26 protein-coding genes and 1 pseudogene are annotated in these 26,645 nt (G+C 60.8%); 9 read left to right on the top strand and 18 right to left on the bottom strand.

Translation table 11 applies throughout. The features are described from left to right. Positions 1 to 286 precede the first annotated feature (286 nt). Positions 287 to 729: pseudogene (locus P0D96_RS21865) on the bottom strand (acyl-CoA dehydrogenase family protein); the annotation flags it as partial. 59 nt (positions 730 to 788) lie between these two features. On the opposite strand from P0D96_RS21865, the gene P0D96_RS21860 reads away from it, so the two are divergent. Together P0D96_RS21860 and P0D96_RS21855 are read left to right on the top strand one after the other, a co-directional pair. Beyond that, complete coding sequence (locus P0D96_RS21860; protein ID WP_408181394.1) at positions 789 to 1,511, top strand: ABC transporter ATP-binding protein; 723 nt, start codon at positions 789 to 791, stop codon at positions 1,509 to 1,511. A gap of 127 nt (positions 1,512 to 1,638) precedes the next feature. Next, complete coding sequence (locus P0D96_RS21855) at positions 1,639 to 2,520, top strand: alpha/beta fold hydrolase (RefSeq protein WP_408181392.1); 882 nt, start codon at positions 1,639 to 1,641, stop codon at positions 2,518 to 2,520. 215 nt (positions 2,521 to 2,735) lie between these two features. Here P0D96_RS21855 and P0D96_RS21850 read toward each other — a convergent pair whose 3' ends face one another. Beyond that, positions 2,736 to 3,662 (bottom strand): LysR family transcriptional regulator, encoded by a 927-nt coding sequence (locus tag P0D96_RS21850; protein ID WP_408285866.1) that lies wholly within the window; start codon positions 3,660 to 3,662, stop codon positions 2,736 to 2,738. Positions 3,663 to 3,798: 136 nt separating this feature from the next. Between P0D96_RS21850 and P0D96_RS21845 the strand changes: the two genes are divergently transcribed. Together P0D96_RS21845 and P0D96_RS21840 are read left to right on the top strand one after the other, a co-directional pair. Next, entirely contained in the window at positions 3,799 to 4,344 is a 546-nt protein-coding gene (locus P0D96_RS21845; RefSeq protein WP_408181390.1) for a carboxymuconolactone decarboxylase family protein, read from the top strand. A gap of 61 nt (positions 4,345 to 4,405) precedes the next feature. Beyond that, entirely contained in the window at positions 4,406 to 6,007 is a 1,602-nt protein-coding gene (locus P0D96_RS21840; protein WP_408315252.1) for a 2Fe-2S iron-sulfur cluster-binding protein, read from the top strand. 162 nt (positions 6,008 to 6,169) lie between these two features. On the opposite strand, the gene P0D96_RS21835 is transcribed toward P0D96_RS21840, so the two are convergent. Next, positions 6,170 to 6,736, bottom strand: coding sequence for a cysteine hydrolase family protein (locus tag P0D96_RS21835; RefSeq protein WP_408285868.1), 567 nt, complete (start codon positions 6,734 to 6,736; stop codon positions 6,170 to 6,172). A gap of 144 nt (positions 6,737 to 6,880) precedes the next feature. Here P0D96_RS21835 and P0D96_RS21830 point away from each other — a divergent pair, with 144 nt between their 5' ends. Then, the gene (locus P0D96_RS21830) at positions 6,881 to 7,150 is read left to right on the top strand and encodes a hypothetical protein (RefSeq protein WP_408315251.1); all 270 of its coding nucleotides are present in this window, start codon (positions 6,881 to 6,883) and stop codon (positions 7,148 to 7,150) included. 10 nt (positions 7,151 to 7,160) lie between these two features. Here P0D96_RS21830 and P0D96_RS21825 read toward each other — a convergent pair whose 3' ends face one another. The 3 genes from P0D96_RS21825 to P0D96_RS21815 form a co-directional block, all read right to left on the bottom strand. Next, complete coding sequence (locus P0D96_RS21825; protein WP_408315250.1) at positions 7,161 to 8,129, bottom strand: zinc-dependent alcohol dehydrogenase family protein; 969 nt, start codon at positions 8,127 to 8,129, stop codon at positions 7,161 to 7,163. A 203-nt stretch (positions 8,130 to 8,332) separates the two neighbouring features. Further along, the gene (locus tag P0D96_RS21820; protein WP_408315248.1) at positions 8,333 to 9,064 is read right to left on the bottom strand and encodes an SDR family NAD(P)-dependent oxidoreductase; all 732 of its coding nucleotides are present in this window, start codon (positions 9,062 to 9,064) and stop codon (positions 8,333 to 8,335) included. 180 nt (positions 9,065 to 9,244) lie between these two features. Further along, positions 9,245 to 10,213, bottom strand: coding sequence for a quinone oxidoreductase family protein (locus P0D96_RS21815; protein WP_408315246.1), 969 nt, complete (start codon positions 10,211 to 10,213; stop codon positions 9,245 to 9,247). A gap of 102 nt (positions 10,214 to 10,315) precedes the next feature. Here P0D96_RS21815 and P0D96_RS21810 point away from each other — a divergent pair, with 102 nt between their 5' ends. Next, a complete protein-coding gene (locus P0D96_RS21810; RefSeq protein ID WP_408315244.1) occupies positions 10,316 to 10,909 on the top strand; it encodes a TetR/AcrR family transcriptional regulator in 594 nt (197 codons plus the stop codon). 10 nt (positions 10,910 to 10,919) lie between these two features. Here P0D96_RS21810 and P0D96_RS21805 read toward each other — a convergent pair whose 3' ends face one another. The 3 genes from P0D96_RS21805 to P0D96_RS21795 all read right to left on the bottom strand — a co-directional run bounded on the left by P0D96_RS21805 (position 10,920) and on the right by P0D96_RS21795 (position 13,560). Next, positions 10,920 to 11,810, bottom strand: a complete 891-nt coding sequence (locus tag P0D96_RS21805) for an NAD(P)-dependent oxidoreductase (protein ID WP_408315264.1) — start codon at positions 11,808 to 11,810, stop codon at positions 10,920 to 10,922. 140 nt (positions 11,811 to 11,950) lie between these two features. Then, entirely contained in the window at positions 11,951 to 12,418 is a 468-nt protein-coding gene (locus P0D96_RS21800; protein ID WP_408285872.1) for a MaoC family dehydratase, read from the bottom strand. Between the two features lie 242 nt (positions 12,419 to 12,660). After that, positions 12,661 to 13,560, bottom strand: coding sequence for a LysR family transcriptional regulator (locus tag P0D96_RS21795; protein WP_408315242.1), 900 nt, complete (start codon positions 13,558 to 13,560; stop codon positions 12,661 to 12,663). 325 nt (positions 13,561 to 13,885) lie between these two features. Here P0D96_RS21795 and P0D96_RS21790 point away from each other — a divergent pair, with 325 nt between their 5' ends. Together P0D96_RS21790 and P0D96_RS21785 are read left to right on the top strand one after the other, a co-directional pair. Continuing rightward, entirely contained in the window at positions 13,886 to 14,533 is a 648-nt protein-coding gene (locus P0D96_RS21790) for a glutathione S-transferase family protein (RefSeq protein WP_408315240.1), read from the top strand. A gap of 68 nt (positions 14,534 to 14,601) precedes the next feature. Then, positions 14,602 to 15,009, top strand: a complete 408-nt coding sequence (locus tag P0D96_RS21785; protein WP_408181372.1) for a DUF427 domain-containing protein — start codon at positions 14,602 to 14,604, stop codon at positions 15,007 to 15,009. A gap of 84 nt (positions 15,010 to 15,093) precedes the next feature. Here the strand turns inward: P0D96_RS21785 and P0D96_RS21780 are convergent, their stop codons facing one another. Beyond that, positions 15,094 to 16,038: a LysR family transcriptional regulator gene (locus P0D96_RS21780; protein WP_408315238.1), complete on the bottom strand. Its 945-nt coding sequence runs from the start codon at positions 16,036 to 16,038 to the stop codon at positions 15,094 to 15,096. 173 nt (positions 16,039 to 16,211) lie between these two features. Here P0D96_RS21780 and P0D96_RS21775 point away from each other — a divergent pair, with 173 nt between their 5' ends. Further along, positions 16,212 to 17,429, top strand: coding sequence for an FAD-dependent monooxygenase (locus P0D96_RS21775; protein WP_408315236.1), 1,218 nt, complete (start codon positions 16,212 to 16,214; stop codon positions 17,427 to 17,429). 213 nt (positions 17,430 to 17,642) lie between these two features. On the opposite strand, the gene P0D96_RS21770 is transcribed toward P0D96_RS21775, so the two are convergent. The 8 genes from P0D96_RS21770 to P0D96_RS21735 form a co-directional block, all read right to left on the bottom strand. Beyond that, positions 17,643 to 19,634: a sigma-54-dependent Fis family transcriptional regulator gene (locus tag P0D96_RS21770; RefSeq protein WP_408315263.1), complete on the bottom strand. Its 1,992-nt coding sequence runs from the start codon at positions 19,632 to 19,634 to the stop codon at positions 17,643 to 17,645. Between the two features lie 355 nt (positions 19,635 to 19,989). Then, a complete protein-coding gene (locus tag P0D96_RS21765; protein ID WP_408181366.1) occupies positions 19,990 to 20,196 on the bottom strand; it encodes a hypothetical protein in 207 nt (68 codons plus the stop codon). A 100-nt stretch (positions 20,197 to 20,296) separates the two neighbouring features. Further along, entirely contained in the window at positions 20,297 to 21,934 is a 1,638-nt protein-coding gene (locus P0D96_RS21760; RefSeq protein WP_132377168.1) for a molecular chaperone GroEL, read from the bottom strand. A gap of 42 nt (positions 21,935 to 21,976) precedes the next feature. Next, entirely contained in the window at positions 21,977 to 22,861 is an 885-nt protein-coding gene (locus P0D96_RS21755) for an iron-sulfur cluster assembly protein (protein WP_408315234.1), read from the bottom strand. Then, positions 22,858 to 23,883, bottom strand: coding sequence for an amidohydrolase family protein (locus P0D96_RS21750; RefSeq protein ID WP_408315232.1), 1,026 nt, complete (start codon positions 23,881 to 23,883; stop codon positions 22,858 to 22,860). Before P0D96_RS21750 ends, P0D96_RS21755 begins: the two co-directional genes overlap by 4 nt. A gap of 82 nt (positions 23,884 to 23,965) precedes the next feature. Continuing rightward, complete coding sequence (locus P0D96_RS21745) at positions 23,966 to 24,319, bottom strand: MmoB/DmpM family protein (RefSeq protein ID WP_018434416.1); 354 nt, start codon at positions 24,317 to 24,319, stop codon at positions 23,966 to 23,968. Between the two features lie 44 nt (positions 24,320 to 24,363). After that, complete coding sequence (locus P0D96_RS21740) at positions 24,364 to 25,446, bottom strand: aromatic/alkene monooxygenase hydroxylase subunit beta (protein ID WP_408315230.1); 1,083 nt, start codon at positions 25,444 to 25,446, stop codon at positions 24,364 to 24,366. A gap of 60 nt (positions 25,447 to 25,506) precedes the next feature. Then, a complete protein-coding gene (locus tag P0D96_RS21735) occupies positions 25,507 to 26,589 on the bottom strand; it encodes an NADH:ubiquinone reductase (Na(+)-transporting) subunit F (RefSeq protein ID WP_408285889.1) in 1,083 nt (360 codons plus the stop codon). Positions 26,590 to 26,645 lie beyond the last annotated feature (56 nt).

Here is a 26,645-nt window from a genome sequence, read left to right as displayed (position 1 = left end):
TTGACGCTCACACAGCTGCAGCCGTTCAGCCGCCAGTACGATCGTCTGGCGATGCTGGACGACCGCCTCGATGATCTTCACGCGCTCGAGCTCGTGCATGCTGATCGTGATGAATCCACGTCCGTTCATGGTCTGGCTCCGGGCTGGCTGTGATGCCGCAGCATGCGCCACCGCAGCCAGCCCGGAGCCGGGAACCGGACATTTCTAATGCGCCAGAACCGGACATTTCTAAAAAGCCCTGACAGATGAAACATTGATAATTTATATTATGTAAAATTAAAGAACAGACGTCTTGCCTGCCGACAGCAAAACGCGCCGCATTTATCATGATGAACATGTATGGTCGCCGAATTGCAGCACCGCGGTCGGGCTCGCCTTGATGCCGAGCTTGTGTTCGATCGACACGCGGTGCACGTCGTTGCGCTCGCCGAGCGAACCGTCTTCATTCACGAGAAACCTCGGCACGATGGAGAGCGAAATGCCCTTCACACCTTCCGGCGCATTCGGCGTGCGCGCCAGCACGAGATGCGCGATGTTCTCCGCTATGGCGTGCTCGCCCCACATGATGAAAATCTTCGTGCCGAACAGCTTGAACGAACCGTCGCTTTGCGGCTCGGCACGCGTGCGCACCAGCGCGAGATCGAAACCGGCCTGCGGCTCGGTCAGGTTCATCGTGCCGGTCCACTCGCCGGAAATCAGCTTCGGCACATAGGTTTGTTTTTGCACTTCGGTGCGACGCACGGTGTGGCGATCAGCTTGGGCAGGCCTTGGCCTTCGTAGTCGACGGGATGAAAACGATCGTCGGGCCTAACGGCGCGGGAAAAACCACGCTGCTGCGCACGATCATGGGTCTGATTCCGGTGTTGCGTGGCCATACCTCGCTGGTTGGTAGGGACACGTCGAGCGAACCAACCTGGAACATGGCCGCAAAGGGCGTGGCACTGATTCCGGAAGGCCGCATGATTTTCCGCGACATGACCATCGAAGAGAATCTCATGATGGAGGCATTCGCGAAGCCATGCCGCTATGCGGTTCGAACCAACCTCGAACGCGTTTATGAGCTGATTCCGCTGCTGCGCGAACGCAGCCGTCATCAGGCAGGCACCCTCTCGGGCGGTCAGGCGCAGATGCTGGCGATGGGGTGCGGACTCATTTCGGACCCCAAGGTGCTGCTGATCGACGAGCCCTCGCTCGGACTTTCGCCCGTTATGGTGCGAGAGGTGTTCGATATTCTGAAACGGCTGAAGTCAGAAGGCCGCACGATCTTGCTGGTCGAGCAGAACACGCATATGGCGCTCGATGTCGCCGATCATGTGTATCTGGTGCAAGGCGGCAAAGTGACATTGTCGAAGCCCGCCGCCGAAGTGAACTTGACGCAGTTGCACGACCTGTATTTTTCTCGCTGCCGTCAACAAGAGGGCCGGCCAGAGATGTATCAACATTGTTGCGCAGGTGGAAAAAGAATGAGCAACCTGTTCACTTGTCGACGTCAAGCCGCCCGGATAGGATGACCGCATGAACCCAACTCGAACCGCTTCAAAGCGCACTTCTACGTTGTTAGCATGACTAACCGGGCGATTCGCCACCGCACAACGAGCCACCAATCCCGTCAACTAGAAGCAATCCTGGAGTACACAGATGAGCGAGCATGCCCACGTAGACGGGGTTTATCCCTTCCCGGCTGAGATGCAGACGCGGACGATCGAAACCAACGGTGCATCCATCCATGTGCGGGTCGGCGGTCATGGCCCGGCAGTGGTCATGCTGCACGGCTTCGGCACAACGGGCGACATGTGGGGTCATCTGGCGAGCGCACTCATCGAAGACCACATGATTGTCGTGCCCGACCTGCGTGGGCTGGGCCTGTCGTCGAAGCCTGACGGCGGCTATGACAAGAAGAATCAGGCGGCGGACGTGGTGGGCGTCCTGGACGCCCTGGGTGTGCGTACGGCCGAACTGGTGACGCACGACATCGGCATCATGGTCGGCTTCGCAGTTGCCGCCACCCACCCCGAGCGTGTGAGCCGATGGGTGGCGATCGATGCGCCGCTGCCCGGCGTCGGACCATGGGATCAGATCAGACAGGATCCGGCGATGTGGCACTTCGGCTTCGGTGGTCAAGACATGGAGCGCCTGGTCGCCGGCCGCGAGCGCATCTATCTCGACCGTTTCTGGAACGAACTTTCCCGGGACCCGAGGCGGTTTGATGAAGCGAAGCGCCAGCATTATGCGGCGCTCTATGCGCAACCCGGCGCAATGCGAGCGGGCTTTGCCCAGTTCCTGGCGTTCAGCCAGGATGCGATCGACAACAGGACGTTCCTCGCTCAGGGCAAGCTTCAGATGCCGGTCCTGGCCTTGGGTGGCGAAGCTACATTCGGTCCTATGATCGGCACGGTGATACGGTGTGCGGCTGATAACGTGGAAGATGTGATCATCCCGGATTGCGGCCACTGGATCACGGAAGAACAGCCGGCCGCGACTACAAGACTTGTCGTCGACTTCCTGCGGCGGCGTTCGTGAGTTAGCGAGCGTGACGTAGTGCGGCGCCGCAGCCCCTCGACTGGCAATGGATTTGCCGTGCCTTCTGCCCGCTCAAGGTGTGATGCGGTTTCGCGTGCGGCCACCGTCCGATTGCGCAGATCCCACGCCGATTCACCGCATCACTGAGCCACAGCTCGTGCTGTCATGAAACCTCTGAGCGCCAAGCGCCCGCGGCTACCGTGGCAACCCGCCAGCTAGCGCCCTGTCCTGCCGCGCTTCTTCAAAGTCAAAGCCGGGTCGCCGCGCAGTGCTTCCGTAGCCATGTCCAGAAACGCCCGAACCTTCCCTGGTGCGTGACGTCCTTCGTGCTGCATGACATGAATGGGCACAACGGTGGTTTCATGCTCGCGCAACACTTCCGTCAGCGTCCCCGCCGCCAGATGTTTCGCCACCATGTATGACAACAGCCGCGTGATGCCGAATCCATCGAGCGCCGCGACGATCGCGTCGTCATTGGACGACACCGTAAGCCGCGGACGCACATGAACGACGGCCGGTTCCTCGGCATGGGCAAACCGCCAGTCCGGCGACGGCGTCAGGCCTGCCGTCGAGATCAACACGTGCTGCGTCAGATCCGCCGGCGTGAGCGGCGTGCCGTGCTGCCGCAGATACAAAGGCGACGCGCAGACCACCCGCCGTACCTGCCCCACGGGTAGCGCCTGATAGCTCGAGTCCTGCAGCGGGCCGATTCGGATCGCGACGTCGACCCCCTCGTCCATCATGTTGACCACCCGGTCCAGAAAACGGCACTCGACTTCCGTGTCGGGATAGCGGCGCAGATAAGCGGTCACGATCGGCGTGACGAACATCCGCCCGAACAGCGACGGCGCAGTAATGACCAGCCGCCCGCGCACCGAGCGATGCGTGCCCGCCGCAGCCTCCTCTGACTCCGCCAGGTCGGCGAGCACGCGCCGGCAATCGTTCGCGTAACGCGCCCCGACCTCGGTCAACCGGACGATGCGCGTGGTCCTTGCAAGCAACCGCACGCCCATCATGGCCTCCAGGTTATTCACCGCGCGTGTGACCACCGGCGGCGAAATTTTCATCTTGCGCGCCGCAGCGGCGAACCCGCCCTCCTCGACCACCGCAACGAAGATGGTCATTGCTTCGAGTCGATCCACGTTATTCCTCGTCTGGTAACAATCCATTCCCGGTAGCAACGATTCCTATTATGGCGGGAATCAACCAGACTGAGGTCGTCCGCTCAAAACGGCGGTTGCCGCAGCGGTCCCCCTTCAATTCAATCCGGGAATCACCATGAGCCGCATTACCACCGTTGACAACACAAACGCCAACGAAGAACAGCAAGCCCTGCTGGACGCCATCCACGCCCAACTGGGCATGGTTCCCAACTTCCTCAAGATCTTCGCCAACTCTCCGGTCGCGCTGCGCGCTTTTCTGGGCCTGCACGGCATCGCGAACGCCGGCACCCTGGACGCATTGACGCGCGAACGGATCGCGCTGACCCTCGCGCAACAGAACGGCTGCGAATACTGCGTCTCCGCGCATACCGCCATCGGCCGTAAAACCGGCCTGTCCGCGGAAGAAGTCGCGGCGGCCCGCAATGGCACCAGTGAAGATGAACAAGCCGCGGTTGCCGTGAAATTCGCGCGCAGCCTGATGGAAAACAAAGGCGAAATCAGCACACTCGAACTCGCCGAGGTGCGCAGTGCCGGCTACAGCGACTCCGATATCGTCGAAATCATCACTCATGTCGGCATGAACTTCCTGACCAACGTGCTGGGCAAGGCGAGCCAGGTCGATATCGATTTCCCGAAGGTCAGCCTGAAGCTGGCCGCCTGAGGCGCCGGCGTGCCGACAACTTGATGACGTGATTGCCTGACTCGACGACGAGGAGCTGACCATGGGACGTGCTTTTTCCGATATCGCATTCACCGCCCAGGTGCGCGAAATCCAGACCCTGATGGGGAGCCGGGAACAGTATGCGCATCTGGACCGGACGTCGGACCGCGGTGATCGCCTGGGCCGCCGCGAGATCGACTTCATCAAGGCCGCCGACCACTTCTATCAGGCCACCGTCAGCGAAACCGGCTGGCCCTATGTGCAGCATCGCGGCGGCCCGGCCGGTTTTCTGAAAGTCATCGACGACAGGACGCTGGGCTTTACCGACTTCGTCGGCAACGTCCAGTACATCAGCGTCGGCAATCTGAAGAAAGACGACCGTATCGCGATGATCGTGATGGACTACGCGAACCAGCGGCGCCTGAAGCTTCTGGGCCGCGCGCATACCGTCGAGATCGCGGATGATCCCGCACTTGTCGAGCGCGTGCGCACGCCGGGCTACGACGGCCGCGTCGAACGGGTCATTGTGATTAGCATCGAAGGATTCGACTGGAACTGTCCGCAACACATCACGCCGCGCTTTACTGAAGCGGAAATAACCCGCATGGTCGCGCCAGTTCACGCGCGGTTGCGCCACATGAAAGAACAACTGGCGCAAGTGTCGGCCGAGGCGTCGGCGCAGCGTCAACCCGACCAGTTCGGCGATGGCCCGCTCACGCTCAAGATCACTGGCGTGCGTCAATTGACGGCACGCGTGCGCGCGTACGAACTGCGCGATATCGCCGGCGCGGCCTTGCCCGAAATCAGCGCGGGTGCGCACCTGGAGGTGCCGGTGAGGCTTGCCGATGGCACTGCAGGCACGCGCCGTTATTCGATAGCTTCGGATCCGGGACAGCGCAACGTCTATGAAATCGCGGTGCTGCGCGAGGACGCCGGCAGCGGCGGCTCGACAAGCGTGCATGACGCGTTCCGGCTGGGTCTGACGCTTCATTGCGGATTGCCGGAAAACCACTTCCGTCTCGACGATCATGCGCCTCGCACGATATTGATCGCAGGCGGTATCGGCATTACGCCGATCAAGTCGATGATGCATGCGTTGTCTGCGCGAGGCCAGCCTTTCGAGTTGCACTACGCGGTCAGGTCGCGCAGCGAAGCTCCATTCCTCGAAGAACTCGAAGCACAATTCGGAGGGCGCCTCGTCGTCTATCCGGCTGATGAAGGTACCCGTATCGATCCCGCGGCATTGATTGGCGCGGCGCCGCGCGACACGCTCTTTTGTGTCTGCGGACCGGCGCGCCTGATCGATGCTGTCCGCAACGGCGGCCGCATTGCCGGCGTTGATGAAAAGCGCATCCGTTTCGAGCGCTTTACGAGTACTGTTAGCGCGACAGAGAATCACCCACTCACAGTGACGCTCGCGAGGAGCGGGAAAGTCATTGAAGTAGCGGCGGATCAAACTGTTCTGGATGCCGTTCACGCCGCCGGCATCGACGCACCTGCGTCGTGCCGCACGGGCCAGTGCGGCACGTGCGCGGTTAAGGTGACTAGCGGTAGCCCGGATCATCGCGACGACGTGCTGTCGAGCGAAGAGCGTAATGATGAAAAACTGATGTGTATCTGCGTTTCGCGTGCGACCGGCGCGAATCTGACGCTGGATCTATAGATGGATGCGATGCCGAAGTACTCGCAATAGTCCTGATCTGTCGGCCGCTCAAGACCACCCTGCGTGGCTCTTGAGCGGCCGCTTGCGCATGAGCCGCCAGACAATGCGGACGCGGAAGTTCGATTGACGAAAGCCCGGCATGCGTGCCGGGCTTTCGTTTCTTTAAGCGGCTCTTTGCCCCTTGGAGTCTAAAAAGGCTGCGGCAGAGACAATTTCCGCGTAGCCGAAACTCAGTGCTGCCATGAACGCGGCATGTACTTGCGTAGCGGGCACCTTTACACCGTTGAATTCAAGATCGTGAGTGGCGCACGCATCGTGAACGACTGTCGTCCTGTAGCCGAAGTCGACCGAAGCGCGAGTGACCGCGTCGATGCACATGTGGCTCATATTTCCGACTACGACAACCGCTTCGATTCCGTGATTCTCGAGAATCTTCTGAAGGTCGGTCTCGCGGTAGGGGTTCATGTGATGTTTGACGATCACACGCTCGTCAGGCAGATTCGCAGCCTTCGGATGGAGTTGGGCACCCTCGGTGCTGGGCACAAAAAACGGCGCATCTTTCGCCAGGGTTTCATGGCGTATATGGACGACGAGGTCGCCGTTGGTTCTTGCAGCATCGATAACGTCACGTGCATTGTCTGCCGCGTCGTCGACCCCGTCGAGTATCCATTTACCTCCAGCGAAATAGTCGTTCTGTATATCGACCACGATAAGTGCCTGTTTCGTCATATTGCCTCCACCTCGAACGGTGAGTAAGTTTCGGGCGCCATAGGCGCTTCATGAATGTGCCAGATACGCGTGCTTACCTTTTTCAGGTGCAGCATGACTGCCGCGCACTGAGACTTATATTGCTCGAAACATGTAGCCGGCGGAATGATCGAATTGCAGAATGCACTGTTCGTACTAAGGGAAGAATTTCCTGACTCGCCGTTGCGCCAGAACGTGTTTGACGTGATGTGTTCTTATCGCCGCGCATTGAAGACGACATCAGACGCTAAGAACCGTTCGTGGCCGGACAGCGACCGACTACCGTCCCAGCGACCGCGGCTAAAAATTGCGGCTGCTGCTGCATCAGCGTTGCCCGCGATGCAACGCGTTGACCAAGGCAAAATATCACGCACTCGCAGTTTGGCCATTGCCTGATGTGCTGCACCTAACCGCTGACTTTCAGAAGAACTTTTCCGCCTCGCATCTGATGGGAGATTGCGGCGCCGATTTCCTCCAGCCGATATGTCGCGGCCACTGGAATTGCAACTTCGCCTGCCGCTACCATCTTTGACGCCTGCATGATGGCGCCGGGAATCTGTCCGGCGAAGTCCGGATTGCCCAAAGAAAAGCCACGAATGGTCAGGTCATTGAAGATGACGTCGAAAGGGCTAACCGCTATGGCAGCAAAGCTTGGTGCAGCATACGACACCAGTGTGCCGCGAGGGCCCAGCAGCTTCGCCAGACGGCCAGCAGCTTCCCCGCTGACAGCATCCAACGCAAGCCGCACGCGTTTTCCGGCCAGCGTCTCAGTCATCTTCGTCGGCGCGTCATCATCGTCCAGCAAGACCAGGTCGCATCCCGCTTCTTGCGCGGCACTCATAGCCTCAGCGCGGCGCACGAGTCCGAGAGTCCTGACACCTTTTTGCTTGGCGAAGCCGACTATCCAGCGCGCTATGGCCGAATTGGCGGCGTTGATTGCAATCCATTCATCCGACCCAAGGTGCACATATGTTTCGAGCAGCAGGTGCGCGGTGGGCGGATTGATAGTAAGCATCGCCAACTGACTAGGGTCGGCGTCGGCGGGAGGCGCGACTATGCCGTCCACGTTGACGACCATCCGCTCGCGCCAGGTGAAGCTGCCCATCGGGAGAGTCACGCGATCGCCGACCCTGACGTTGCTGACTCCGGCGCCAACTTCCAGCACACGCCCCGCACCTTCGTTGCCGATCACGGATGGCAATTCCGGATGTAGCGGATACAAGCCCCGCGCGACGAGAATGTCGCTGAAGTTGATAGGAGCGTAGTCGACCGCGACCATCACCTGGCCCGCGCCCGGACTGGCGGGTTCGGGCAACTCACGGAATTCAAGTCCCGTTGCAGGGTCGCCATATGCGGTGAGCACAATACCTTTCATGATGAAACTCCATCTTCGATGGACGCCTAAGTGGACGCGGCGTCCGGGCATGCCTCATAGGGCATCGGGTTGCGGAATGTCAGCCAATCCATTTGGCGAAGGCGCGCGCTGTAGTCACGATATTCAGAGCTTCGCGTAACACGGTGATTCGTCGGTTTTCCACGTGCGAACAAAGCGGCGGCGGCGAAGCGAATCGATCGATGTCAAATCTGAGCCCTGCCCCCGTCCACGAAGAGTTCGATGCCCGTGACGAAACTCGAGTCATCCGAAGCGAGAAATAGAGCAGCTTTAGCAACTTCGTCGGCTTCCCCCATGCGTCCCATCGGGATAGTGGATAAAATTCTCGCAATGGCGTCCGGAGGCTGCTGACCAATGACCGGGGTATCAATTGGCCCCGGGCTAAGGACGTTGGAACGGATGCGACGATCCTTCAACTCCACAGTCCAGCCGCGTACGAAATTGCGGATGGCGGCCTTGGTCGCGCCGTAGACCCAGAAGGCAGGCGTCCCTTTGGCGCTCGCGACGGAGCCCGTGAGAATGATCGATCCGCCGTCATTCAGTAGAGGCAGAGCCTTTTGGACGGTGAAGAGCACTCCCTTCACATTGGTATTGAACAGCTTGTCGAAATGCGCTTCGGTGATATTGCCCAACGCGCCGAACTCAGCGATGCCAGCGTTGGCAAAGACGATGTCGATTCTTCGCCCTGTCGCGTCGACGCTCTCGTAGAGACGGTCAAGATCATCCAGATTGGTGACGTCTCCATGGATGCCAGTCACATTGCCTCCGATGGCCCTCACGGCTTCGTCGAGCTCCTTCTGGCGACGGCCGGTAATGAACACGTAGGCGCCCTCGGCGACGAAGAGCTTCGCGGCGGCGAGGCCTATCCCCGACGAGCCGCCAGTGATGACGGCCACCTTTCCCTGCAACTTATCCATAACGACTACTCCGTTGATTGCTGATTCCGGTTGACAACGCCTCTGGGCTAGCGGTCAGCTGCTAGTCAGTCGATCATCTCCTTGACCGTCCGGCTGCTGGACCTCGAACCGGAACGCCGCCCCGTCGCACGAATGGAATAGGTGCGCGTGGGAGCCGTGAATATCCGCTAGCGATGCCGGTCACATCGTTAAAATGACTTTTCCAAATGGCCGATCCTCTATCAGGTGACGCAGGGCTTCGCCCGCATCAGCGATGGGGTAGACCCGCTCGACGATCGGTTTGACTGATCCGCTTACGATCAACGGGATGATGTGCTGCCACGCGGTGGCGATCGTCGCCGGTGACTGGGCGAACAGGGAGAAGCCGGCCATCCGCGCGCCCTTCCAGATGAGGTCCGTGACATCGATGGTGGTTCTGCGGCCAGCGGAGTAACCCAACGTGATCAAGACACCGTCGCGACTCAGGCTGCTCAGCGCCTCACTCGTCACAGTGCCACCGATGCTCTCGATGACGATATCGACGCCCTTGCCGGCCGTTATCCGACGAACACCGTCGGCGAGACCTTCCTCGGTGAGGTCAATCACGTGCTCGAAGCCAAGTTCGCGCGCCCTCGCGGCTTTCGCCGCGCTGCCAGCCGTAGAGATCACCTTGCCGGCGCCCTGTGCCCGCGCGAGCTGATAGGTCGCGTTGCCGACCGACCCGCCGATTCCAGGAGCCAGCACGGTCATGCCCGGCTTGAACCCGGCGTCGGTGAGGCTGATCTGTGCCGTCAGATAGGCCACCGGAATGCTGGCTGCGACGACGTCCCCGATCGCGTCAGCCAACGCCAGATGTTCCGGCCTCACCAGCAGCCATTCCTGCCATGCGCCATTCTCAGCAACGCCATAGGGTCCCGTGAACATCACGCGGCTTCCTACCTCGAACCCCGAGTCGCCTGCGTCCTCGATAACGCCGACGCCCTCGTTGCCGAGCACCAGCGGCGCCTTGGCGCGTGGGTGTCCACCCGACAGGAGCGTGTATTCGAGCGGCGTAACGCCGGCGGCCCTCACGCGAACCAGCACCCTGCCCTTCGCCGGTTGCGGCTTGGGTGATTCGATCTGCCGCAACCCGTCATAGCCCGAAAAGGTTTCCGCTTCGATCACACGCATTGGCGTATCCTATAAAGTTACAGACCTGTACGTAACTTTTATAGTAGGTACCGATCTGTTACTTTGTCAACCAGAAAATCCGAATGAAAGGAGTTGGCGGATATGAAGGCAGGAGCCCGACCCCGCAGGGGAGCCCCGCCAAAGGGCGAAGTAAGCGCACGGGAGCGTATCCTCGCGACGGCAAGCGATCTGTTCTACCGCGAGGGCATCCGTGCCATCGGCGTCGACACGGTCGTCGAGCGATCCGGGGTGTCGAAGACGAGCCTCTATCGTGTGTTCGACTCCAAGGACGCTTTGATCTCTGCTTTCGCAGCGGAGAAAGATCGGTTGTTCTGGGCGTGGTGGGATGACGTTGAAAAGAAGCACGCTGAGGACCCCCGCGCTTTGCTGGACGCGCTGCTATCAGGAATCGCGAAGCGGATTGCGCACCCCGCCTTTCGTGGCTGCCCCTTTCTTAACCTGGTGGCGGAGTTTCCCGACGACAGCCATCCTGGCCGGGTTATCGCCCGAGACAATAAGGACGAAATGCGGGCGCGGCTCGCAACGATCGCTGTCAGGCTGGGCGTTGCTGATCCCAACCGTACGGCGTCTCAGATAGCGCTCCTCATTAACGGCGCATATGTCACCGGCTTGATAGCGGAGTCGGGTGATCTGCGTGGCGACCTCATTGATGCCGCCACGAAGTTATTGGCCTAGTCGAACGCGATCATTTGCTGGAATCGGTTCTTGCCTCGAGTGCGTGGACAACGGCCGCGATGTCGGACTGTCCGTGCCCCAACGCCAGTGTCTCGCCAAATAATGCATAGCAGACATCCAACAACGGCGACGCGACCCCGGCGTCCCTGGCCGCCTCCGCAATCAATCGATTGACCGTCAGCACATTGGTGATCGATCCCTGAACATCGAAGTCACGCATCACCAGTTTGAGAATCTTTACGCGTGAGATGTCGCTCGCCATCTGACCGGCGTCCAAGATGGCGCGAAACTGCTGCATGTCCAGACCATGCCGTTCGGCAAAATGAGCCGCTTCCGCAAGGCCGGCGACCGTGGTCATCAGAAACAGGTTCACCGCAAGCTTCATGAGAAGCCCATTCGGAACCGGGCCGCACACAATCGTCTGATGGCACATTGGCTCGAGCAGAGGGCGGACGCTTTCGACGGCCGCGTCTTCGCCCGCCAGCATCGCTACAAGCTGGCCCGCCTCGGCGGGCTTGCGCGAGCCCGAAACGGGCGCTTCCACGTAGCTGCCACCGGCGTTGCGAATGTCGCTTTCGAGTCCGCGCGAGTAGTCGGGCGAAGTCGTCCCCATGTGGACGATCGTGTGATGCGCAACGTTCGCACTGAACTGCGATGTGCCGCGGCCGAGCACGGTGTCGACTGCGTCGCCATCGACCAGCATCAGGAATACCGTGCGGGTCTGTTTAAATATCTCGGCCGGATTCGTCGCGACCGTTGCGCCCGCCGCTCGCAAAGTCTCGTTCCTGTCAGCGGAGCGATTCCAGACAACGAGTTGTGTGCCCGCGCGGGCCAGATTGAGCGCCATGGGCTGTCCCATGACGCCTAAGCCGATGAAACCGATGTCCATATTCACCTCCATCCCAAGACGGTTGGCGCTTGTGGCGACACCGTCGGATACGTTGCCGCGAACGCCAGGGCCCGTTCGGATTCGGCGCATTCGGTTCGGGATCCGAAATTTCCATTATGAGCATTCTTCTCCGGTGATCCCGCTTTGCGGCATCAACACGAAGGTTGTTTCCGGCGCGGCACGACCATATTCACGACATACATCAGCACGGCCTCGTCGTCCTGGTTCAGGGTGGTCGTTCGGAGCTTGATCAGACCCTGCTCCGGACGCGACTTCGACGGTCGCACCTCGATCACCTCGCACTCGACGCGCAACTCGTCACCGGGGCGCACTGGCCGGGGCCAGCGGCACTCATCGAGTCCAGCGCCGATGAAGCCGCCGGCCGGCTTGAGTTCAGTCTCTATCAGCAAGCGCATCGTCACGGCAGCGGTGTGCCAGCCGCTAGCGGCCAGTCCACCGAAAATCGAGCGGCGGGCCGCCTCCTCATCGAGGTGAAAAGGCTGCGGATCGAACTCGGCAGCGAACGCGATGGCCCGTTCCCGGTCGATACGCAGCCGTCCTGACCCGAACGCCTGCCCCACCGCAAAATCCTCTAAATAGCGCTCGGTCAACTGATTCATGAATCAACTCCAGGTTCGGGTGATGGTTTCAAGCGGAAGCGCGAAGTCTTCCCCCGCGGCCAGTGCACAAGGTGACAGTGCCCGACTCGTAGCCATCACGGCACATCGAATTATTTCCAATAAAGTTACCAACCTGTACGTAACTTTAATACTAGGAACAGGTCTGTTACTTTGTCAAGGGAGAAATCGGAGCGGAAGGAGCTTACGGATATGAAGGCAGGAGTCCGCCAGCTTAACCAGAATCACGAAGATCTCTTCGCGACGCCTGCGATTAGCTCATCCACTCTCGAGAGGAACAGCTTCAGAATCGGAGAGGTATTTGCCTTTCTGTAACCGATAACCAAGTCGATCGTCGGCGCCCCGCCTTCGAGCGGACGGCTAACGACCGACCCAGGCATTAGGTTTTCGACATAGGCGGGGATCAGCGTCACGCCTCGCGTCGACGCAACAAGTGACATCACCACCGCGGGGTTGTCCACACTCTGCGCCGACGTGATATGGACTCCAGATCGATCCAGGTAATCGTCGATCACCGCGCGTAGCACCTTGGCCTTGTCACCCATAGCGATGAAAGGCTCACCAACGAGTTCTTGTGGAAGGATTGCAACGCGGGACGTCAGCGCGTGGTCACTAGGCATGAGCACCACGAGCGGTTCCCGACCCACGACCTGATAGGCGAGATTGAAGTCCGGTTCGGCACGCAGGAACGCCAAATCCAGCTTGCCGCGCGCGAGTCCTTCGGCAAGATCCGGCGAATAGTCGCTGGACACAATGACGTCGATGTTCGGCAACTCGCCGCGCAGAATGCGCATGGCCTCAGGCAGCCAGGTCATTTCCTGCCCAGTGAGGAAGCCGAGAGAGAAGCGCTGCTTGGCAGGTTGCGCTGCCCTTCGGGCAGCTTCGACTGCGGCTTCCACCTGGGTCAGCGCCAGTCGGGCGTGATCGATGAATGCCTTGCCCGCTGGCGTCAGTTCCACGCCGCGTGCGCTGCGGCTCAGCAACTCGACCCCAACCTGATCCTCCAAATCCCGAATCTGCCGACTCAGTGACGGCTGCGAAGTGTGCAGGCGCCGTTCGGCTGCCTCCGTCAGGCTGCCCGTCTCAGCGACAGCGATGAAATACCGAAGATGTCGCAGTTCCATTGCGGATCCCATGCCTGTGAAGTATGCCGACCAGCCTATAAAGTCTTTTTCAATGTTGCCACAAGTCTCTAGATTCTTTCCCACGGACGTTTCATGGAGTGTGCTCCCAGCGCTCGGGCCGGTGTCGCCGCTCAGTCAGTTCGTGCACCTCAAGCCATACCTTTCTCGCCCCGGATGCAACGCGCTGGATTAACGGTGAAACGCTGTGTGTCGACGGCGGATCGAGACTCTAGATCAACCTGATTCACGCCTGTTTCCGGTGTCGTCGAGACGCCTAATTAATCAGGTATCCATATTTATCGAAGCATCATAGAGGACGATTCAAATGACAACCGAAACACCCATACTGTACGAATCAAAGAGTTCTCCGAACTCACGCCGCGTACGCATCTTCATCGCCGAGAAGCGAATCGACATTCCGACGAAGCCTGTCGACCTGGGCGCCAAAGAGCAGTTTTCCGATGCCTACCGAGCGATCAACCCGCGCAGCCAGGTGCCAGCGTTGGCCCTCCCCGACGGCCCCGTCATCGCCGAAGTGCCCGCCATCTGGCGTTATCTGGAAGAAGCGTATCCGCAGACCCCATTGCTGGGCACCACGGCAAAGTCGAAAGCCCTCGTCACGATGTGGGAACGCCGCGCAGAACTGGACGGCTTCGCGCCAGTCATGGAAGGCGTACGTAACGCGGTCGCGGGATTGAAAGGTCGTGCACTGTCAGGTCCGCATGACTATGACCAGATTCCAGAACTGATCGCGCGAAGCAAACAGCGCGTAGCCCACTTCTTCGCCGACTTCAACGTACGGCTCGAGACAGTCCGGTTCGTCGCCGGCGATGATTTCTCCGCTGCGGACATCACGACGCTCGTGACGACCGACTTCGCGGCCAACGCGCTGAGGATGCCGATTCCAGTCCAACACACCGCGTTTAAGCGATGGTACGACGAGGTATCTGCCCGGCCGGGCGCCACTGCATAACGCATTGCGCCGGCGCCGACTCGTTGCCGGAACGAACGCCCCTGAGGCGCCAACTCAAGGAGAAACCCATGATCACTAACACCACTCCGGCCCCCCGGCCAGTGAAGATTCCGGGTAAGGGCCATCCGATCACCATCGAACGCAACCCATCGCGGGTGGTAGTCACGGTGGCCGGCAAGGTCATTGCCGATACGCAGGACGCGTTGACGCTGCGCGAGGCCAATTACCCGGCAGTTGTCTATGTCCCACGAAAGGATATCGACATGACGTTGCTCGAGCGCACCGACCACGCAACCTACTGCCCATACAAGGGTGATTGCGCGTACTTTTCGATTCCGGCTGGCGGCGTGCGCGCGGTCAACGCCGTTTGGAGCTACGAGCATCCTTACGAAACCGTCGCACGAATTCGCGATCACCTCGCGTTCTATCCGGACCGTGTGGACTCGATCGACGAGCGGCCGGCTGCGTCGAGCTGAGCGCCCGTTGTCGCTCCACGTCGCACACACCCGGTTGCCTCGATCGTCCATGATTGAAGCAACCGGCCCTTTCGACCTCGAGCGCTATTTCTTTTGCTGCGCCTCTGCTTTGCGCACATGCGTTGCCGTGTCCGCAAACAGCTCGATCACTACCCCGCGCAGCCAACGATTGCCTTCGTCCTGCTGGACTCGTGTGTGCCAGAGCAGATGGATCGGTGCAGCGGGCAGCGTCATGGGCAACGCGCACAGGTTGAGCGAGAAAGGGGTTGCCAGTTGCAACGCAAGTCGCTCCGGAACCGTGGCGATCAGATCCGTGCGTTGCAGGATGTAGCCCACGCTCATGAAGTGCGGCACCGTCAGTCGCACCTGACGCCGTACGCCGCGCCGTTTCAGCCATTCCTCCACCTGCCCGTGGCCGGTGCCGGCCGACACGACCACGAGATGCTCGGCCTCGCGCCATGCAGCGAGCGTGAGCGGCGCGTCATCGAGCGGATGGCCGCGTCTGAACAGGCAGACATAGCGCTGATCAAACAGGCGGCGCTGATAGAAACCACCTTTGAGCTGCGGCAGCAAGCCAATGGCCAGATCGACCCGGCCGTCGGCCATCTCGTTGCTCAGATTGACGCTTGTATCGCGGACCGTATTGAGTGCGACGCCCGGCGCGACGCGCGACAGTCGTTCGAGCAGCGCCGGCAGAAAAACGACTTCACCGATATCGGTCATGCCGATCGTGATGGTGCGCATCGCGCGCAGCGGATCGAAACCCGTTACCGGATTGAGTGCGGCGTGCAGGGTGGCGAGCGCCTGCGAGACCGGTTCCGCCAGACGCAGCGCGAATGGCGTGGGCACGACTCCGCCCGGCCCGCGCACGAACAAGGGATCGCCAAGCCGGCGACGCAGCTTGGCGAGCGCGTTGCTGACGCCGGGCTGGCTCATGTTCATCTGCTCGGCGACGCTCGCCACGCGCCGTTCCTGCATCAGCCGCTGAAACAGCAGCAGCAGATTAAGGTCGATTTCACTCAGTTCCATGACTCACGCCTAGCCGGGTCTCATTCAATCCAGTGATGAAGCAGATTCATTTCATCTTATTGAGGAATGAACGTCTAGTGCTGAAAATACTGACACGGCATGCGCATTCGACATGGCGCCGGGATATGCCATGGCGACCCAAACCCACCAATCTGGATATAGGAGACACAGTCATGAAGCAGATGGATCTAAAGATTGCGATCGTCGGCGCCGGCGTCGGCGGCCTTACGCTGGCGCTCGCGCTGCGCGAGCATGGAATCGATGCGCAGCTCTACGAGCAGACCGAAGAGCTGCGCGAAGTGGGCGCGGCTGTCGCGCTCTCGGCCAACGCGACGCGCTTCTACGAGCGCATGGGACTGCGTCCGGACTTCGTCAAGGTGTGTGCTGAAGTGCCGGGCCTCATCTATCGCGACGGACGCAGCGGCACGGTCATCGGTCATCATCGCGGCGCGCCCAGCTATCGCGAGCAGTTCGGCGGCTCGTACTGGGGCATTCATCGTGCTGATCTGCAGGCGGTGCTGTCCAGAGCCGTCGGCCTTGAGCGCATCAAACTGAGCCATCGGCTGGTCGACCTCGTGCAGCACCCGGATCGCGTATGTCTCGCGTTCGATAACGGCCAGCGCATCGACGCCGACCTCGTGATCGGCGCTGACGGGGCGCGCTCGATCACGCGGCGCTGGATGCTCGGCTATGACGACGCTCTGTATTCGGGTTGCTCGGGCTTTCGCGGCGTGGTGCCGGCTGAACGCATGGACCTGCTGCCCGATCCGGAGACCATCCAGTTCTGGGTCGGGCCCGGCGGCCATCTGCTGCACTATCCCATCGGCGACAACGGTGACCAGAATTTCCTCCTGGTCGAGCGTCATCCATCGCCGTGGCCGTTACGCGACTGGGTGATGCCCGCCAGCGAGGGCGAGCAACTGCGCCTATTCAAGAACTGGCATCCGGCCGTCGTGCAGATGATTACGGCTGTGCCGATCAGTCAGCGCTGGGGATTGTTCCACCGTCCCCCGCTCGGCCGCTGGAGCAAAGGCCGCGTGACGCTGATCGGCGATGCCGCGCATGCGCTTGTGCCGCATCACGGCCAGGGCGCCAACCAGTCGATTGAAGATGCCGTGGTGTTGGCCGCTCAATTGGCCTCGGCGGGTCCAGGCAATTGGCGCGAGGCGCAGGAAGCCTATGAGCGCCTGCGCCGGGGCCGCACGCGCAAGGTGCAGTACGCGTCGATAACCACTGCGGACGTGCTGCACTTGCCCGACGGGCCGGCCGCGCAGGCCCGCAACGCGCGCCTGGGCGCACGCGACAGCGTGCTGAATCATCTGGACTGGATTCACGATTTCGATGCGCTTACGGAAGAGCCGAGTGAACGGCAGGGTGGCACCTGGCTTTGAGTAAGTCGTGTGACAACGTGTGGCCACGACGCTTGTGCAACGAGTCGTTGCACAAGCTACTGTGCCGAAAAAAACCGATAAGGTTCATCGCGCTCGGAGCAGAACCAGGCGAAATCGTCTGGGTCGCTCGGATCAGGTGCGCAGTCCCTCTGCGCCCGACGTGGTCATCTGCCGCCCCCCGCGAGCAGCCAATGCGCAGGTCTCCGCACAACCTCATTCCTTTCCCGCTGGCTTGACGATCCCTTCCAACTGATAAAGCTCGATCTTGCGATAAAGGGTGCTACGCGAAACGCCCAAGGCGCGGGCGGCCTGCGCAAGATTGCCGTGCGCATTGTGCACCGCGCGTGCAATGGCTAAACGCTCCGTTTCTTCGAGACTCGCCCCCTCGTCCCGCAGCAACGGCACGTCCCCGGACGTCGCGATTTCATCGAGCAACTCGGTAGGCAGATCATCGAACGACACAGCGGGCTCGCCGGACGTCAAAAGCATATTCTCGATCACGTTGCGCATTTCCCTTACGTTGCCTGGCCACGAATAGGCGCGCAACACCGCCATGATCTCCGCGCTCAGTTGTCGTTCGGGGACCCCGTGGCGCAAGGCAAGCTTGCGGTTAAAGTGCTCGACGAGCAGATCGATATCAATGTCCCGTTCACGCAGCGGCGGAATACGTATGCGCGTAACACTGATCCGGTAATACAGATCGCGGCGAAAGTGACCGGACTCGACCTCTTCGCGCAGATTGCGGTTGGTCATTGCCAGCAGGCGCACATCGACGCGCCGCGGCTGCGTGTCGCCAAGCCGGTAGATGATGCCTTCTTCCAGCACACGCAACAGGACAGGTTGCAGCTCGAGCGGCATCTCACCGATCTCGTCGAGACAGAGCGTCCCACCATGAGCCAGCTCGAAACGGCCGGCCCGCCCTTCCGTCGTCGCGCCAGTAAAAGCGCCGCGCACGTGACCGAACAACTCGCTCGCAATCAGTTCTTTCGACGCCGCCCCGCAGTTATACGCGACGAACGGGCCGCCTCCTCCTTCTTCGCCATGAATGGCGCGCGCGAACAGTTCCTTGCCAACCCCCGTTTCGCCCTCGATCAGTACCGGTACGCGCCTGCTGGCAAGTTGGCGTCCACGATTGACGGCCGCCAGCATCGCCGCACTTCGCCCCTGGATCTGCGCGAAGCAGTTGCGCAGCGGATCAGCCTCTCCGCTGCGCTCCGCGACTCGCGCATGGATGGGGCGGGTTCGCGCGGGCACGACCAGCATCGCGCCAATCGTGTTGCCGTCGACGACCACGGGATTGAACCATTCGGCGTGCAAGCCTGCGGGCAAATGCTGCGTCCAGTCCTCCACGGCGGAAGTCTCGCTCATCCCCGGGAAACGCTCACCGATGCCGACCGGCAATGCGACTCTGCCCGTGGTATGCACGAGCCGGCCACTGCGGTCTATCGCCACCATGCCGGTTGCATCCGACGACGACAACCGTTGCAGACAAAAGGCCAACAAACGCATATGCTCGCGCGCGGCCTGCTCGGCGAGCACCATTTCGATCTGGCGCGCCGCGGTCACGGCCAACGTGAGGTTGTTGATCTGATAGGTGGAAGGCGGTCCGGAAATATCGAGCACACCGATCACCGCACCAGTGCCCGGTTCGCAAATCGGCGCGGCTGCGCAACTCCATGACTTGATGCCTTCACAGAAGTGCTCGGAGGCATGGATATAGGTCGGCTCGCGGGTCGCCAGCGCGGTGCCGATCCCATTCGTGCCGGCTCTGCCCTCGCCCCAGTCGCCACCGATCGTCAGATGGATTTTTTCGCCCGCCGCCTGCGTGCGCAAATCGCCGGCCGCTTTGAGGATCACGCCGTCCTGATTCGTGAGCAGCAGGATTGAATGTGAATCGGCGAAAAGGTCGGCCGTGACCGTGAACAGGCGGTCGGCCGCTGCCAGCAGGTCGCGATGGCGCCAGCACAGCGCCGCAACCGCGTCGCCGTGTACCGCGATCGGCGCCGAGACCGCGGTCGGACTGACACCGGACTGCAAGCTGCGTTGCCATGAGTCGATGAGCGCCGGGGGAGCAGACGTGGACGGCTCGCCCGCCAGAAAACGTTCCCACGCGAGCATCGTACCCCGGTCGGAATGACGGAGATTGGCGCGCTGCGCGTTGGCCACGATGCTGCGCATCGCGGCCTGATTACCTAGACCCAACATGCTGCCAATCTGATGTCTCCTCGCCACAACTTTCCTCCTGGGCGATGGGTTAACGCGGAACCGGGCTCTACGGCTGGCTTCGTCTTGACTAGCTAGGATGTTATGGCTGGGCGTATCTGGTGGACTTCTATTTTTTCAAACCCAGCAGCTAACGCGCGTGCAGTATAGCCCTGGATCTTCAACATGTCTTTTGGGGGAAACACGGTCAGCGCACCGGATCGCGCCCCTTTCTTAGCTTCTTTTGTCGTGCCCCTGAATTCGTCACGCACGTTCGCTGAACGCGATCATCCAGGCGTGCGTTCTCCTTCTCGCCGCAATCCGCAAGAGCGACCGCCCAGGCAGGCAAGCATGTCGACTACGCCATTGCTTTAATGATCGCTCCGGCGACGCCGCGTAAAAACGGAGCGATCGTTGCGCTTACATCATTTACCAGAATACCTGTCCCACACAGTGTAATGCTCCAGCCCAGTGTGAGCTTGAGCAGGCGCGTCGAAGGCATCGCGCAAAGATAACGCGCAGTCATCGCAATTGCGCTGAAGTGGCGGGCCGTTCCTGTAGCCATCGTTCGTCTCCTTCTACCGGTGGCCGCCCGATTCGTGCCGGCAGCGGCCTTGCTGTGCCGGTCCCCGGATACGGAGACCGGCTATGTCGAACTCACGCATCTATTGGCGGCCGAGCAGTTCTGCGCCTGCGCCTAGTGCCGGTCCGGCGGTCGGATCGATCGTCTCCGGCTTCTTGGCGATCAGCGTCTGGGTGGTGAGAATCAACCCCGCAACCGATGCCGCATTGCGCACCGCGCTGTAGCTGACCTTTACCGGATCGATGATGCCAGCCTCGACGAGATTGACGAATGCGCCGCTACGCGCGTCGAGACCCATGCCGGGTTCTGCCCGCACCGCTTCACTTACGATGGCCGCGCCGTCGAGGCCGCAATTCGTCGCGATGTGAAAGAGCGGCTTTGCCAACGCGCGCTGCAAGAGCCGCGCGCCTTGCTGCACGCTGCCGTGGCTACGCGCAATGACGCCCTCCAGTTCGGACGAGACCCGCAACAGGGCCATGCCGCCGCCCGGCACGACGCCTTCGGCAATCGCCGCGCGCGCCGCGTGGATGGCATCGTCGATCAGATGCAGTCGACGCTTCTGTTCGACCGGCGTCGCTCCACCCGCGAGAATCAGCGCGGTGCCGCCCGACAGTTTTGCAAGGCGCACCTGAAACTTGTCGCGCTCAACGTTCTCCGGCGCCATCTCATACTGACGCGCCACCTGCTGACGGCGCGCCGCAACCGCCGACGGATCGCCCCCGCCGGCCGTGATGATGGTCTGGTTCGACGAAATGCGCACCTGCCGCGCGCTGCCGAGGTCGCGCAATTCGGTGGCTTCCAGCTTTCCGCCCAGGTCGCGGGCAACGACCTTACCGCCTGTGACGATCGCGATGTCCTCGAGCATCGCCTTGCGCCAGTGTCCGTACTCCGGTGGATGAATCGCGGCGACAGGCATGCCGCCGTTGTCGCGCCATGCGAGCAGCGTCATGACGCAGGCCGGCGCCACCTCCTCGGCAATGATCAGCAGCGGACGTTTACTCCGGCTCGCCAATGCCTGAAGCGCTGCGACTTCTTCCTGCGATTGCAGCCGCTGGTCGGTCATCAGAATGAGCGGGTTATCCAGCACCACCTGCATTCTCTCGATGTCCGTCACCATATGGTGTGACAGGTAGCCGCGATCGAAAGCCATCCCGTCTACTACTTCCAGACGGGTTTCGACGGTGGTGCCGTATTCCACATCGACAATCCCATCGGCGCCCACCCGCTCCAATGCTTCGGCCACCAGCTTGCCGGTGAATTCGTCGTTGGCTGCCACCACCGCCACGGCGCGCACTTCGTCACCGCTGCGCAGAGGCGTCGCAGCGCGTTTGAGCGCGTCGATTGCTTCGTTGACGGCTAGTTCCAGACCTTGCACTAGTTCGACCGGATTGGCGCCTTGCGCGAGGCAAGCGAGCCCGTCCTGGACCAGTGCGTCGGCCAGAACGGTCGCGGTGGTCGTGCCGTCCCCGGCAACTTCATTGGTCTGCTTGGACACTTCGCGGACGACTTGCGCACCGATATTCTCGAATGGATCTTCGAGTTCGATCTCGTTGGCAATGCTGACACCGTCGCGCGAAATGATCGGCGTGCCGATTGGCCGGTCGATGATCGCGTTCATTCCACGTGGGCCGAGCGTGCCTCGCACTGCCTTGGCCAGTTTCGCAACGCCTCGACCTAGCGCCATACGCGCGTCGTCGTCATGCAGCATGATATTCGGCATGATCCTGCTCCTCCTGATCCGGTTAGTTCGGATTGATGTTTTTTACTCTGCTGCGCCGCGTGTCTCTCGCGGTGGCGCGAACGTGCCTCCGGGCTTCGAACCGCCAGTGCGGACGAAATGCACCGGTTTGATCTCGACCGCTGACGCCGGAGTGCAGCTTTCGCCATAGCGGGCAGCCAGAAGACCGCGGCATAACGCGCCGTTGAATTCGGCATTGACGCCGACCCTTCGCAACGCGCGCAGGTATGCACCCAGCCCGTCAGGATTCAGCGGCGCACCTTCAGTGTCGATAAAAGCCGGTTCATCCGTCTGCTCTGCTTCGTCGATACAGCGCCCCACTACAAAACGCCGCTCGCGATATCGCGCGACCAGGCGCTGGGTTTTCCCGTCGTCGTCCGTGCTTGTGCTTGCGAGCGCAGACAGCTGCGCCATGTTCAAGCGCACCAGCATCGCAGGCTCGTTGCCTTGCGCCAGCAGCCAGCTTAAAAGCGCTTCCTGCCGCCGCTGAAAAGCCTTGACGAGAAAAATGCGCCGCACGTCCTCCACTTCGCCATTCGCTTCGTTGCCGAAGGTTTGCTGGAACGACCGTCCGGTGGCTACGCCTCGATTGATCTCGGCGGCATACATATGCTCGTCGAGTGTGATCGTGATGTCTGTCACCCATGGCAAGGCCGCTATCGCCTGTCGCATGTCGTCCGCCATCAGGTAGGCGAAGTTGGCCGCACACCAGTAGGTCGGCAGGCGAAAACCGATCGATACAGAGCCGCCGTCGACCTCCACCGCGGTGACGAAACCCAGCTCCGTCACCGACTCATCGAGTTCCGGGTCGTCGACCGCCGCCAGCCGGGACCAGACCTCGGCGACCCGGTCGACAGCGCTCCTCGACACGACGACAGCCGGTGCTTGCACAGCGCGCGCGGTGCTCATGCGCCGACCGCTGCCGGTTGCCGGACGTCCTCCAGCAGCGCCTTTTGCGCCTCGATGTCGATGCCGTACAACCGCGCCGCATTGAGCCCGAGGATCTTTTTCTTGGCCGTCAGCGACAACTGCACGCCGGTTTCCTTACTCACCGACTCGGGCAGTTCGAAGGCCATGAACTTCTCGATCAGCCATTTCGGCGACCAGATGCCATAGTCGCTGCCGTAGAGGATCTTGTCCTCGCCGATCCAGAACAGCAGTTCCGAGATCACGTGCGCGAAGTACTCAGGTCGGGTATGGATGAACGGTAGCACCACGGCGAGACCTCCGTAGACATTCGTCTCCTGGGTCGCGATCCAGCAGAAATCGTCAAGCCGTGGCAAGCCGCAGTGCTCGACGATGAAATTCAGGTTCTGAAAGCTGGTGGCGGCATCGTCAACATCGGCCACGTCGAACGCGTCGCGATTCAGCGGCAGAATCGTCGGTCCCTTGTGCACGTGGATGTTCTTGATGCCCAGCTTCTCGCAGCGTTCGAAATAACGCTGCACGCCGGGGTCCGATAGCTTGTAGCCCTTGCTGTCGCCGCGCCACTCCGCCGTGTAAAGCTTGACGCCCTGAATCTTGTAGAGGGACGCAAGCTCCTCGAGACGATCGAGTCCGGCTTCCCCATCGCGCGGATCGAATGCGCCGTTGACGATAAAGCGGTGCGGAAACTTCTGCTTGAGCAAGTAGTTGGCTTCGGTCGTGTTGAAGCCGTTCTTGTAGAAGTCCGTCAGATAGGTTGGCTGACAGATCGCCATGTCGTCGTAACCCGTGACGAACAGGTCGTTGTACATGGCTTCTTCGCCGTACTTGTCGAACTTCTCCTTCGGCCACAAATACTCCTTGGGGCTCAGGTTCGAGTGATACGCGTAGAAGCAGTCAATGAATTGCTGACCGTGCACGTTTTTAAGGTTGGCCTTGCTGCCGTCCCATAGATGAACGTGTCCGTCGATGACGAAGATTTCCTCACCGTCCGTGGTTCGATACATGGCATTCGTCTCCTTGGTTGCATGGGCGGCCCGTAGCCCTTTGAGGACACGCGGCCGCCTGATTAGCTGGCGGGGTGTTCGCTCACTCGTAAGCCATCGCATCGTCCATATTGCCGAACAGCACCACCGTCTCGTCGTCGATCATCACCATCCGCCCGTAGTGGGTCGAGGTGGAGATTTCGAACAGATGCGGCGTCATCTCGCGACCGAGCACTTCGCTGATCTCGCCCATCTTGAACTCGATCTTGCCCTGCCCGTCGATACGGATCATCGCGGGCAGATAGGTCACCGTGATGCCCGGCTTGGCGGACATCAGTTCGGCAATCGCCCGGGCCTCGACGCTGTCGTTCATCGTCACGCCGCATTGATGCGAAATGGTCTGTTCGAAGCGGACGTCCTTCATCGACTTGAAAATATTGTCGGTATGCACTGACATTGCGTACTCCTCTTCGCGGTTGGTTCGATGGGTTCGAGAAGCGCTCAGGCGCGGATCGACGACGGAAAGTGAACGCCGATTTCTCTCGCGATCATCTCCGCCCGCTCTATGGAACTGTTCAGACAGTCGTTGAACTGGGCCGTCTTCACGTGCGGAATCGACCAGATCGGCTGCAACTGTTTTGCTGCCGCCGAGGCCAGCGCACCGTGTTTTTCCAGCCACTCGCCGAACAGCTTGCGATTGGCTTCGCCGTGTTGCGGGTCGTTGGCGAGCATATGGAACAGTTCGACGGCATTGGCCAGATTGCGCTCATAGTCGCCTTCCGCCGCGGACACGACGGTCGGAGTCAGAAAATCGTTTTGCGAGGCGGCGAACTGCATGATGAATCCGCTGCGAAACAGATCTGCCACGAGCGGCTCGAATACGATGTTCACGGCGAAGTACTTCTCGAGAAAATCGGTGGCGCCGCCGATGGTCTCTATCGCCCGGCGCGTGTCCTGCCAGATTGGGTCGGTGAGCCAATGCTGCTTGCCGGCATCGAGGTCGAGGTTGGGCAGGTCCAACGCGATCTCGCCTAAATAAAGCGTCAGGTCCTGAGCAAAGCGCAGCTTGTACGACGCGTTCGTGAGGATGGCGCTATTGATCATCTGGGTGTAGCCGTAGCGCTGCGCATGCATCGTGGCCGTGCCCAAGCCGAACTCCGCATGCTTGTATGCGCCCAGATGCTGTTCCAGCACCTTGATCCAGGTTTTATCGAAGCGCTTTACCGCACCCGAGCGCCGCGCGTTCTGGATCGCGCCGGTGATCATGCCGACAATGGTCGACTGACGCTGGTAATGGGTGCGCTCCCACTCTTCGTCCACCGCGCGGAACCGATGCCAGTCCGAGCTTTTGGCCGCCGTCCAGGTTTTCGAATACGTTGGCGTGCCGTCAGCGAATGCAAGAATCCAGTCTTGCAGCAGATACCGATTCGGGTCCGGCTGTACATCCACTGTCATGTCTTCGTAGTGGCTCGCCTTGCGTCCCTTCGGCTCGAAGTAGTTGTACTTGCGGCTGTCCCAGCCGGAAAACTGGGCCGCGCCGGCCGCGCCCGACTTCACTGGCGACTGCTCTGCCAACGTACTCATGTTAGTCCTCCATCGTGTTTCGGTTATAGGCACTTCGAATAGGCGTGTTGCCAGATTCGGTCAGCGAACCGCCTGCGTAAACTTGTCGAAATAGAGCCGCTCTGGCGCGACACCCGCCATCTGAAGAACCGGCATCACCGCCTCGATCATCGGGGTGGGACCGCATGTGTAGGCGTCGATCTCGCCAGCGAGCGCCTCTTCGCGCAAGGTGCGGCTGAGCACCTCGTGGATGAAGCCGGTCTCACCCATCCAGCCGTCATCTGGTTCGGCATTCGAGAGCGCCGGAATAAAGCGGAAATCCGGCAGCTTTTGTTCCAGCTCCTCGAACTCGTCGAGATAGAACAGATCGCGACGGCTGCGCGCGCCGTAGAAAAAACGGATCGGTCGCTCTTCGCCGCTTTGCACGTGGTCGCTGAGGATCGACCACAGCGGCGACATGCCCGACCCTCCGCCCACCAGAATCATCGGTCCGGGTTGGTCCTCACGACGAAAACAGGTGCCGTACGGCCCCTTCGCGATCAGCCTGTCGCCCGGGCTCAGACCACCGTCAAGTTGCGACGAAAACGCGCCATTGGGATACTTCTTGATGATGAATTTCAGCGTCGATTCGCCGTCAGGCGTATTCGCCATCGAGAAAGATCGCGTGATGCCCGCGCCCGGAATCGTCAGGTCGACATACTGTCCGGCCCAAAAGCGCAACGGCCTCGACAACCTCACTTCCAGCAGCCTGATGTCGTGCGTGAGCGCGGTGATCTTCGTGAGCGTCGCATCATATTCGCTCACCGCGATCGAGCGGCGCATCAGGTCTTCGTCATAATTCAGTAGCTCGACGGTCAGATCGCTATAGGCGAGCGTGCGGCAAAGCAGGATGTGGCCGGATTCGCGTTCGTAGTCGGGCAGCGCGAACGTCGAGTACTTCTTGAGTTCGACATCGCCTTCGATCAACAGCGACTTGCAGCTGCTGCACTGCCCCTCCTTGCATCCATGCATAACCGCAATGCCCTGGCGAAACGCTGCATCGAGCACTGTCTCGCCTTCCGCCACCGACATCTGCACACCGACCGGCTCGAAGGAAACGGTATGGAATACTTTGTCGTCGCCTGTGTCCGTCATCTCGTGCCTCGTCTCTTGCGTGTCGCTCATCTTGTGCTCCTGATCCGTCCGGCGGCGATATAGGCGCCGCCGGATCGGATAGCTTC

The organism is Paraburkholderia sp. RL17-347-BIC-D, assembly GCF_046027915.1.
Lineage (GTDB): Bacteria > Pseudomonadota > Gammaproteobacteria > Burkholderiales > Burkholderiaceae > Paraburkholderia.
Note: the sequence above shows the minus strand (reverse complement) of the source record. Positions and strands in the feature narration are given on the sequence as shown.

Excerpts from the sequence above, each read along its gene's own strand:
- P0D96_RS21860 (WP_408181394.1), top strand. The coding sequence starts at position 789 with ATGAAAACGATCGTCGGGCCTAACGGCGCGGGAAAAACCACGCTGCTG.
- P0D96_RS21855 (WP_408181392.1), top strand. The coding sequence starts at position 1,639 with ATGAGCGAGCATGCCCACGTAGACGGGGTTTATCCCTTCCCGGCTGAG.
- P0D96_RS21845 (WP_408181390.1), top strand. The coding sequence starts at position 3,799 with ATGAGCCGCATTACCACCGTTGACAACACAAACGCCAACGAAGAACAG.
- P0D96_RS21840 (WP_408315252.1), top strand. The coding sequence starts at position 4,406 with ATGGGACGTGCTTTTTCCGATATCGCATTCACCGCCCAGGTGCGCGAA.
- P0D96_RS21835 (WP_408285868.1), bottom strand. The coding sequence starts at position 6,736 with ATGACGAAACAGGCACTTATCGTGGTCGATATACAGAACGACTATTTC.
- P0D96_RS21830 (WP_408315251.1), top strand. The coding sequence starts at position 6,881 with ATGATCGAATTGCAGAATGCACTGTTCGTACTAAGGGAAGAATTTCCT.
- P0D96_RS21825 (WP_408315250.1), bottom strand. The coding sequence starts at position 8,129 with ATGAAAGGTATTGTGCTCACCGCATATGGCGACCCTGCAACGGGACTT.
- P0D96_RS21820 (WP_408315248.1), bottom strand. The coding sequence starts at position 9,064 with ATGGATAAGTTGCAGGGAAAGGTGGCCGTCATCACTGGCGGCTCGTCG.
- P0D96_RS21815 (WP_408315246.1), bottom strand. The coding sequence starts at position 10,213 with ATGCGTGTGATCGAAGCGGAAACCTTTTCGGGCTATGACGGGTTGCGG.
- P0D96_RS21810 (WP_408315244.1), top strand. The coding sequence starts at position 10,316 with ATGAAGGCAGGAGCCCGACCCCGCAGGGGAGCCCCGCCAAAGGGCGAA.
- P0D96_RS21805 (WP_408315264.1), bottom strand. The coding sequence starts at position 11,810 with ATGGAGGTGAATATGGACATCGGTTTCATCGGCTTAGGCGTCATGGGA.
- P0D96_RS21800 (WP_408285872.1), bottom strand. The coding sequence starts at position 12,418 with ATGAATCAGTTGACCGAGCGCTATTTAGAGGATTTTGCGGTGGGGCAG.
- P0D96_RS21795 (WP_408315242.1), bottom strand. The coding sequence starts at position 13,560 with ATGGAACTGCGACATCTTCGGTATTTCATCGCTGTCGCTGAGACGGGC.
- P0D96_RS21790 (WP_408315240.1), top strand. The coding sequence starts at position 13,886 with ATGACAACCGAAACACCCATACTGTACGAATCAAAGAGTTCTCCGAAC.
- P0D96_RS21785 (WP_408181372.1), top strand. The coding sequence starts at position 14,602 with ATGATCACTAACACCACTCCGGCCCCCCGGCCAGTGAAGATTCCGGGT.
- P0D96_RS21780 (WP_408315238.1), bottom strand. The coding sequence starts at position 16,038 with ATGGAACTGAGTGAAATCGACCTTAATCTGCTGCTGCTGTTTCAGCGG.
- P0D96_RS21775 (WP_408315236.1), top strand. The coding sequence starts at position 16,212 with ATGAAGCAGATGGATCTAAAGATTGCGATCGTCGGCGCCGGCGTCGGC.
- P0D96_RS21770 (WP_408315263.1), bottom strand. The coding sequence starts at position 19,634 with ATGTTGGGTCTAGGTAATCAGGCCGCGATGCGCAGCATCGTGGCCAAC.
- P0D96_RS21765 (WP_408181366.1), bottom strand. The coding sequence starts at position 20,196 with ATGGCTACAGGAACGGCCCGCCACTTCAGCGCAATTGCGATGACTGCG.
- P0D96_RS21760 (WP_132377168.1), bottom strand. The coding sequence starts at position 21,934 with ATGCCGAATATCATGCTGCATGACGACGACGCGCGTATGGCGCTAGGT.
- P0D96_RS21755 (WP_408315234.1), bottom strand. The coding sequence starts at position 22,861 with ATGAGCACCGCGCGCGCTGTGCAAGCACCGGCTGTCGTCGTGTCGAGG.
- P0D96_RS21750 (WP_408315232.1), bottom strand. The coding sequence starts at position 23,883 with ATGTATCGAACCACGGACGGTGAGGAAATCTTCGTCATCGACGGACAC.
- P0D96_RS21745 (WP_018434416.1), bottom strand. The coding sequence starts at position 24,319 with ATGTCAGTGCATACCGACAATATTTTCAAGTCGATGAAGGACGTCCGC.
- P0D96_RS21740 (WP_408315230.1), bottom strand. The coding sequence starts at position 25,446 with ATGAGTACGTTGGCAGAGCAGTCGCCAGTGAAGTCGGGCGCGGCCGGC.
- P0D96_RS21735 (WP_408285889.1), bottom strand. The coding sequence starts at position 26,589 with ATGAGCGACACGCAAGAGACGAGGCACGAGATGACGGACACAGGCGAC.